This window comes from Acinetobacter sp. AKBS16 (assembly GCF_002899995.1).
Taxonomy (GTDB): Bacteria; Pseudomonadota; Gammaproteobacteria; order Pseudomonadales; family Moraxellaceae; genus Acinetobacter; species Acinetobacter baumannii.
The window spans coordinates 49,332-58,443 of sequence record NZ_POYH01000082.1; the positions used below are offsets into that span (position 1 = coordinate 49,332).

Below are 9,112 nucleotides of genomic sequence, written 5' to 3' on the forward strand. Positions count from 1 at the left end.
GGGTGTATTTTGTTCTGTATATTGAGCCTTGGTTGAACCATCATAAAAAGTTCGCGTATCAGGTGCTGTATTACTTGCAGCTTCACGTTTGCCTAGATCTAATGCAACCGTCAATGCACCATCGTTAGGAAGTGCAAAACCTTTCCAAAGATTAACTTTATGTTGTTCACCATCTCCTTGAGTGTAGCCACCTGTTTGATAGCTTACGCCACCTCCATGATCTCGTGATTTCAAAATAATATTAACGACGCCGGCAATTGCATCTGACCCATATTGTGCGGCAGCACCATCCCGCAAGATCTCTATACGCTCAATCGCGCTCACTGGAATTAAACTTAGGTCAGTTACCGCTGCGCCTCTTCCACCTGCATAGGCTTGGCGGGTGAAATAAGCGGATGTATGACGACGTTTTCCATTAATTAAAATTAGAGTTTGATCAGCAGATAATCCTCTAAGTGCAATACTTGGCGGAACCGATGCCCCAAACCCACCTGCAGGAGAACTCGGTAAAGTCACCGAAGGAGACAATCGTGTTAATGCTGCTGCAAGATCAGTTGCACCAGTCTCTTGTAACTCTTTGGCAGTTAAAATATCAACGGGTGCAGGTGCATCAAGTGAGCTACTAATTGCCCGTCTAGAGCCTGTGACAACCACAGATTGTAATGTGATGGCATCCTCTTTATCTGGCAAATTCTTTTGATCATTTGCCAAAGTAATTGAGGCAGTGAGTGTACTCAGTGCAAAAATTGAGGAGTGAAGAATGAATTGAGAAAAATATGTATGCATATTAGCTTCCTTAACGATCTAGACCGATATAGCAAAGCCGATGCCAAATATTTTATTATTTATTATCAATGCATTAAGAAATTTAAATAAAAGAATCATTGTTTAAATTTAAACAATGATTCAAAAAAATGCTTATAAAACTACAGTTGTGAAATCTGTAAATCGCTTAAACAAGTTGGTTTTGTAAATATGACTGATATAACTGAAAGTAAGCTGACTGCTGCTGTATTAAATGCTCATGTGAACCTTCTTCTACGACATGGCCATTTTTAATCACAACAATTTTGTCAGCCTCACGAATGGTACTCAGCCGATGTGCAATGACAATACATGTTCTATTTTGGCATAAGCGTCTGAGCGCATATTGTATTTTTTGCTCGGTATAAATATCGATTGCAGAGGTGGCTTCATCTAGAATTAATATTTTGGGGTTTGCCAAATAAGCACGAACTAAGCAAACAAGTTGCCTTTGTCCATGACTAAGATTTTTACCAAGCGCTCCCACTTCGGTGAAATAGCCTTGCGGCAGTTGTTGCAATATCTCATCCACTCCCAAGTCTTCAATAACCTGGATAAGTTTCTGGTCTGTAGCATCAGGTTGAACTAGACGTAAGTTATCTAAAATTGTTCCACTAAATAAAACATTATCTTGTAAAACGATACTCACATGCTGTCTTAAACTTGCAAGATGAATATTTTGTATTGGATAACGATCTAGAAAAATTCCACCTTGCTGGGGTTCATAAAATCGCGTTAGTAACTGAACCATGGTACTTTTGCCATGTCCCGTTGGCCCTACAATCGCAATTATTTTTCCAGCTTCAATGTCCAAATTAAAGTTTTGTAAAACAGGTTTGTGGGTATAGGCAAAATCTACCGACTGAAAACGAATATGACCATTTAACTGTTCAAGCTTCACAGCATTCGGTTGTTCTTGAATCGTAGATTGAGTGTCTAAAAGTAGAAATATTCGCTGCGCACATGCTGCTCCATTGGCATAACGTTCAAATAAATCGGTCAGTTCCTGTAACGGCGCTAAGAATAAAAACACATAGAAAATACTCTCTGCAAACTGCCCTATACTAATCATGCCATCACTATACGCATAACTACCAATCACAATGAATCCGGCAGTAGCTAGAGTTGAGAGTAAACCTGTAAAGGGAGCAAACCAACTGGTCCGCTTGCTGCCATAAATAATAGAGTTATTAAAGTCTTTTAATAATTCTTGATAACGAGATTGATTGGTTTCGGTGTAATTTAATTGCTGAACGATTTTTGCTCCATTTACTGTTTCAACCAAATGAGCAGTAAACCGACTGCGTTCCTCCCCAACTCGTCCCCAATGTTTTTGTGATGACTTTTTAAAAATTGCAGTCATTCCAAATAAAATGGGTAGCGTCGCAAATAAACACCAGAAAAATGGTGGATAGATATGCCAAAGGAGTACTGAAGCTAATCCACAACGCAAAATTGCCGAAAGTAACTCTGGTGGCCCTTGTATCAAAACAGGCTCTAGCGTTTCGACATCACGATCGGCCCGTGAAATAATCCTGCCAGCCTTGGTACGATCAAAATAACCAATATTTAAACTTTGGATATGCTGAAATAACGAACGTCTTAAACCATTAATCACTTTCAAAGCTGCTCGGCCTGAAAGATATTTTGATACGCCCGCTAAAGCAAAACGACAAATCCAACTTAAGATTAAAATGCTAATCGCAATGAATAAAACAGGCTGATTCAATACTATTTTTCCAGCAATGTATTGAAAGCCCGAATCTAAAATATATTTCACCACCCAAGGCCGAACAAAAACGCTCATCACTTGTAAAATTTCTACTGCAATTAAAGCAAGCAGCAAGTATCGAATGGGATAAATTAAAGGAATAAGTTTTTTTAGCATTCCTCTATGAATTGAGGCATTTGCCAAATTTTCTTCGATTTGTAGATCAGCTGATTTTGCAAATGGGCGGAAATTTTTAACACTGGTATTCATGCATCAATCTCCTGCTGCTCTAACTGAAAACCCATCAACTCTCGATAAAACAAACAATTTTGAACCAATTCAGCATGTGTGCCTTGGGCAATAATATGACCCTGATCAAGCACAATAACGCGATCAGATAAAGCAATCGTGGTTTGTTTATTAGAGTTAATAATGATTGTTTTCTTAAAATGGTTTCCATCATCAGAAAGTCCTGATAGTCGCTGTAAAACTTGTTTTTCTGTAGTGGCATCTAAGGCACTGGTAGAATCATCTAGTGCTAAAATTGGTGAATTTTTTAAAATAGAACGGGCCAAGGCAAGTCGTTGTTTTTGTCCTCCAGATAAGGTAACGCCCTTGTCCCCAATCAACGTGTCTAAACCATTATCAAGTCGTTGTAATAGTTCAGATGCAGAAGCTAAATGTAAAGCCTCTTTCATCTCTTGCTCCGTTGCATCTTGCTTAGCAACTCTTAAGTTATCTGCCAGTGTGCCACTAAAAAAGAAATTTTCTTGAGGAATGATCTGAACCCAATGTCGTAATTCAAATAGGCTCAAATCTTTAATATTCGTCCATCCCATTTGCTCAGAACCAATTAAAACTTGCCCTTCTGTTGGGTCAATAAACCGATTGAGTAAATTCATCAAAGTCGTTTTACCTGAGCCTGTCTTACCGACAACAGTAACGATTTCACCTGCTCGAAATTCAACACTGCATTGCTTTAAAATAAAATTTTTTGTTGTTTTATCCTGAAAGCTGACATTTTCTAATTTAATGCTTAATTCATCACGCCATTGCAACGTTAGAGGATATTGTTGATCTTCAATTGCGGACTTCTCATCTAGCATTTGCCAGATTCTTGTTGCAGACGAGCGAGCATCGGCAAAAATATGTAAGACCTGACCAATGCTTTCAATACGAAACACCAATAAATTTGCCATGAGAATGGCAGCAACAAATTGCCCTACTTGCAACTGATTTTGACCAATTAAATAAGCACCAAAAGCAATGACCCATAAGTAAGAACCCGCAATAATTACTTGCGGAATAGGTAACCGTTTTGCACTTGTCTTGATGGTCTGAATAGAATGATGAATAAATAGATCTACAGCATGGTTAAAACGTTGTAAAAGTTTCTCTTCGAGTTGAAAAGCTTTGACTACCCGAATTCCATTGACGCTTTCTGCCAATGTATCGCTGACTTTTTCATATGCAGATGCAACTTGATGGTCCAGAACCACCAATTGATTGGTCAGTTTAAATAGAACCCAAAGCCCTAAAAAAATAAATAATAAAGGAACTAGGCCAAGCCAAGGATGATACCAACACAAGAGCCCAACGGTTACGGTAACAACCAAGCTTGACTCAAATACTTGACGCCAAAAATTGATGAGCGCTTCTTTTAATTTATCTGAATCACGTGTTGTACGAGATAATACTTCTCCTAGCCCATGTTTCCAGTGCCATGAAACATCTAAATGCTGTACTTGGCTAAAGATTCTTTCCCTTAAAATACTTAGCAGTTGCTGGCCAATGGTTAAAGCACTTAACCCTGCTAAATATTGAATAACAGCTCTAATACTTGCAATACTCGTAAGTAGAATGAACCAAAACCAAGGATTTAAAGGATCAGTGATAGCATGCTGAAATAAGGTTGCTCGTTCACTATGTTTTAAGGTATCAATCGCATGACCGATTGAATACTGTTGAAGTGCTAACCCGATATTTGCGATAACAAATAAGGTCGCCGTCAATACAAAACGAAATGGCATAAAACGATATAAAGCCAAACTTCGCAATAATGGATAATTTTTAAACATAAAAGATAGTAAAAATTTAAGATTCCGTTTTATTGCGAGATTCATGCCAAATTAATGACCTTAAAAAATATTTTAAATTATTGTTTTATATTGTTTTTATAGAGCGCTATTTATGGGGGTGTTGTTTTTAAAACACCAACGCAATTCTTGTGTTGTAATCGCAACAAAATTTGATATATCAACATCATAAAAAAAGATATTAAAAATAATTTATAAATATCAATAAATTAATGAGTGGCATCAATTTTGCTTTAAAGCATGAAAACCACAAAAGGATGTCACGATGACAACACTTCAAACTCAACCATTAAACACACTTTGGTATACACGCTGCCCCGTACCAACTGGTCTAGGCATTTCAATTCAAAAAGGTTGGCTCAAAGAAAAATTTAATGAGCAGCAGATTGAAATAAAATCAATTCGAGAATCAAACTCCAAAGATATTCGTAACTCCCATTTTAACCATACCCTTGCCAACTCAGTTCGACATGGCGGCAGTATTCCTGCAATTTGGGCATATGCATCTGGTCAAAAAACCAAAGTGATTGGCTTATCTTGGGCTGATGAAGTTCAATTGTTATTAACACGCTACGATTCAAACATCAAAACTGTTGCAGACTTAAAAGGCAAACGTTTTGGTATTCCACTGAATCAAGATGCAATTATTGATTTCTCACGTGCACAGGCGATTCGTGGTTTAGAGAATGCCTTAAAAATAGTGGATTTGAAGGTGAGCGATCTTGAGCTGGTCGATTGTTTACGAGCAGATATTTTAGCTGCACAGCAACAACAGCCTGAAGAAAATGATTCTAGTTTTTATGGTAATCGTAACAAAATTAATGCAAGTGCAGAAATTGTGGCATTAATTAAAGGTGATGTCGATGCTATTTTCCTAAAAGGTGCACATGCTGCGCAAATTGCTCATGATTTCGCCCTGCATACTATTATTGATATTGGCTCACATCCAGACCCTATTCTACGCTCTAATAATGGAACACCAAGAACGCTCACTGTTGATGAAGATTTTCTAACGCAATATCCAGAGCAAGCCCAAGCGATTGTCGATGCTGTTTTACAAGCAGAACAATGGGCTCATGCCCATCCCGATGAAACCCATCGTTATTTGGCAAAAGAGTGTAATAGCAGTGAACAATGGGTTCATGCTGCTTACGGTGCAGATGCACATCTGAAACTGAACACTAACTTTGATGAAATCTCTATTATTGCTTTACAAGACTTGAGTGACTTTCTCTATCGCTGGAACTTTATTCCTGCAGAAATTAATGTTCGTGAATGGCTGGCGCAGGATATTTTTATTCAAGCTCAAGTGGCTTAATAGTACAAAAACAAAAAGGTTGTCTTGATGACAACCTTTTTTATTGACTTCATTTTACTTAGAAAATTTAGTCACATTCTCCGCCTGCTTCTTCAGAAGTACCGAGTTGTATTCTCCTGGTGGAATATTATTTAAATAATAATTTCCAACATGATATAGCCTCCAGCGAATTGGATCATGCGTGGTGTGGGTTCGTGCGTTACGCCAGAAACGGTCTAGATTCCATTTCGATAAGGTTGAACTTGCGCCGAGTAATCCAAAAATTTCACTCGAAATTTTTAAAGATGCATGATCAGACTGACTACGGGTAGCAGCAACCGATAAAATCAGTTCCGTTTGTAAGTCTTCATCTTCTACATTTGCCAAATGCTGTTCAAAAATTTGTGCTGAACGATCTAACAATGCCTCAGCCGAACGGACCAAAACAGCAAACTCACCAATTTGTTTAATAATATGAGATTCATGTGTAGGTGAATCGACCCCACTTTCTACCCAAGGTCGAGCATGATGTTGTAAATAATCAATCCCGCCTTGTAATGCCCCTTTGGCAATTCCTGTGTCCATTGCAGCGTGTAAAATCTGAGGCCAAGTGAGTCCCGTACGTAAAACCGTGCCTAAACCACCAGTATTCCGCTTAGCAATATAACGTTCATCAACAATCACATCTTTAAAATTAACAGTGCCACTGACGCTATTATTTTGTCCCATTGCATCCCAGTCATCAAGTAACTCTACTCCTTCTGTATCTCGATGAATTAAAATCGAGACTGGTCCATCATCACTACCCGCAAATAAAGAAATCCATTCTGCAAGTAAAGAGCCTGTAGAATAAAACTTACTGCCGTTTAGAATTAATTGTCCTTCTGAATTCCTTTCTACGCGTGTTTTATGCTGGAACTTATCTTTGCCTCCCACTTCTGCAAGTGCATTGCCTAAACGCTTTCCACTTAATACATCGGCAAGTAATTGATCACGAATTTCATCGTCATAGCCAGTTAAAATTCCTCGGAACATAGTGAAGTGAATCTGTAATAACTGCCCTACACCACCATCGGCAGATGAAATAATTTTCACCACATTGACCAAGGTTGAAATACTGGCACCTAAGCCTCCAAATTGCTTGGGCACAATAATCGCGGTTAAACCGGCTTCTGAAATTAAACGCGCCTGATCATAAGGGACAGTCTTGTTATAACTTGGATCTCGAGCAAATTGATTCAGTTGATCTGCTACCTCATTTGCAATCTCAAGTGCTTCTTGCTCGCTTTGAATATGTCTTACGCTACCTAATTCTAAAAAACTGTGTTGGTTAATATCGTTCATTTTTAACTCCGAAAAATCTGTTCTTTTTTATGCGCTAACTTCTAATACGTTGTTTTTAAACAAGCTTGGCGCATGGGTAAGCAAAGTTTTGGTATATATATGTTGAGGATGACTAAGCACTTGATCTGTTTCACCGTATTCAACAATATGTCCATTTTTTAATACGGCGACTCGATCTGCGATTGCACGAACAACCCCTAGGTTATGAGTCACAAATAGTAAGGTCACACCTTGCTGCTGAAGGTCTTGTAACAGTTTTAAAATAGATGCCTGAACTGAAACATCCAAAGCAGAGGTAATCTCATCACAAATCAAAACATCAGGTTGGCACAATAAAGCTCGCGCGATCGCCACTCGTTGTCGCTCCCCACCCGATAAATCTCTTGGATAGAGTTCCTGAACTTGTATAGGTAGAGAGACTTGTTTAAGTACCTGTGTGACTTTTTCTATGGCTTCTTGTCGAGATGCTCCAAAGAAATGCTGCACAACTTTAATTAAGGTCTGTCCAATCGTATGCGCTGGATTCAAGGCTTTATAAGGATTTTGAAAGATATATTGCAGTTTATGTCGTTGCCGTAAATGACGCTGTTGTCCACGCAATGACAAGACTTCATCTGCTAATGTAATTTGTCCATCTGCATTTTCATTCAGGCCAGCAATCACACGTGATAAAGTTGTCTTACCTGAGCCAGATTCACCAACCAATGCTAAACATTCACCTTTTTTGAGTTGAAATGAGATATCAAAAAGAGCCTGTTGCTGCCCATACCACGCATTAATATGTTCAACTTTCAGCAGTGCTTCTCGATCAGTTTCTCGTTCAATAACCTGATGATCAAGCTCTTTAAAATTAATCACGCCAACATGATCCGAATGGTGACAAGCAACAAAATGCGGGTCAAACTCATCTTTTAATTGAGTTAATTCAGGTTGTTTTTGACGGCATATGTCTGTGGCGAAAGTACAACGTACTGCAAAAGCACATCCGGCTGGACGCTCATTTGGTGAGGGTGCGTGTCCTTCAATTGGAGATAAATATTTACGAATGGCCACATCGGGAATGGCGTTAAGTAAACCTTGCGTATAAGGGTGTTTAGGGGTTTCAAATAGTTGGGTTAATACCGCATCTTCAGCAATTCGCCCTGAATATAAAACAATCACCCGATCTGCAATATCTTTTACAACCGTTAAGTCATGCGATATATAAATAGCAGCAACATTATATTCACGGCATAATTTACGAATGATGTTCAACACCAATGTCTGTGTCGTCACATCTAAGGCGGTGGTTGGCTCATCTAAAACAATCAAACGTGGCTGTAATAAGAATGCCAAGGCCAATAAAATTCGTTGTTGCTGTCCACCTGAAAGTTGATGAGGATAACGCTTGAGAAATAGCTCATCATGAGGTAACCCCACTTCATCTAAAATTTTGGCTACTTTCTGGTATTTTTCAGCGCTTGATAACTGGGCCTGATGGACTTCTAATAATTCAAATAAATGTTGACCAATACTTAATGCTGGGTTGAGTGCCGTTCCAGGATCTTGAGCGACATGACTAATTTTATAGCCACGAACCTGACGTAAAGCATGATCATCTAAACTGAGAATATCTTCATCATCCAGTTCAATAGTTCCTTGAATAATCTTGGCGCCATGTCGTGCATAGCCCAATAAGGCACTCGATAATGTCGTTTTACCAGAACCACTCTCTCCGACCAGACCTAAAACTTCACCTTCTCGCAAGCTAAATGAAATATTAGAAACGATGTGATTGCCGGTGTTTACCAATGCCACGGTTAAGTCTGTTACGGTCAATACTGTATTTTTAAATGTATTTGCCATATTTATTTTTCCTCA

At 38.6% G+C, this 9,112-nt stretch carries 6 protein-coding genes; 1 reads left to right on the plus strand and 5 read right to left on the minus strand.

The genetic code is table 11. The features are described 5' to 3' along the window. From C1642_RS19660 to C1642_RS14905, 3 genes are all read right to left on the minus strand, one after another. Nucleotides 1-786 (minus strand): TonB-dependent receptor plug domain-containing protein (locus tag C1642_RS19660; protein WP_228153924.1); only part of this gene is annotated, 786 nt, incomplete at its 3' end. A gap of 166 nt (nucleotides 787-952) precedes the next feature. After that, entirely contained in the window at nucleotides 953-2,785 is a 1,833-nt protein-coding gene (locus C1642_RS14900) for an ABC transporter ATP-binding protein (RefSeq protein ID WP_103236516.1), read from the minus strand. After that, complete coding sequence (locus tag C1642_RS14905) at nucleotides 2,782-4,593, minus strand: ABC transporter ATP-binding protein (protein WP_081310199.1); 1,812 nt, start codon at nucleotides 4,591-4,593, stop codon at nucleotides 2,782-2,784. Before C1642_RS14905 ends, C1642_RS14900 begins: the two co-directional genes overlap by 4 nt. A gap of 283 nt (nucleotides 4,594-4,876) precedes the next feature. Between C1642_RS14905 and C1642_RS14910 the strand changes: the two genes are divergently transcribed. Further along, on the plus strand, nucleotides 4,877-5,929 hold the full coding sequence (locus C1642_RS14910; RefSeq protein WP_031379829.1) for an ABC transporter substrate-binding protein: 1,053 nt from the start codon (nucleotides 4,877-4,879) through the stop codon (nucleotides 5,927-5,929). 54 nt (nucleotides 5,930-5,983) lie between these two features. Here the strand turns inward: C1642_RS14910 and C1642_RS14915 are convergent, their stop codons facing one another. Both C1642_RS14915 and C1642_RS14920 read right to left on the minus strand, forming a co-directional pair. Continuing rightward, nucleotides 5,984-7,252, minus strand: coding sequence for an acyl-CoA dehydrogenase family protein (locus C1642_RS14915; RefSeq protein ID WP_031379830.1), 1,269 nt, complete (start codon nucleotides 7,250-7,252; stop codon nucleotides 5,984-5,986). Nucleotides 7,253-7,279: 27 nt separating this feature from the next. Next, a complete protein-coding gene (locus C1642_RS14920) occupies nucleotides 7,280-9,097 on the minus strand; it encodes a dipeptide ABC transporter ATP-binding protein (protein ID WP_103236517.1) in 1,818 nt (605 codons plus the stop codon). Nucleotides 9,098-9,112 lie beyond the last annotated feature (15 nt).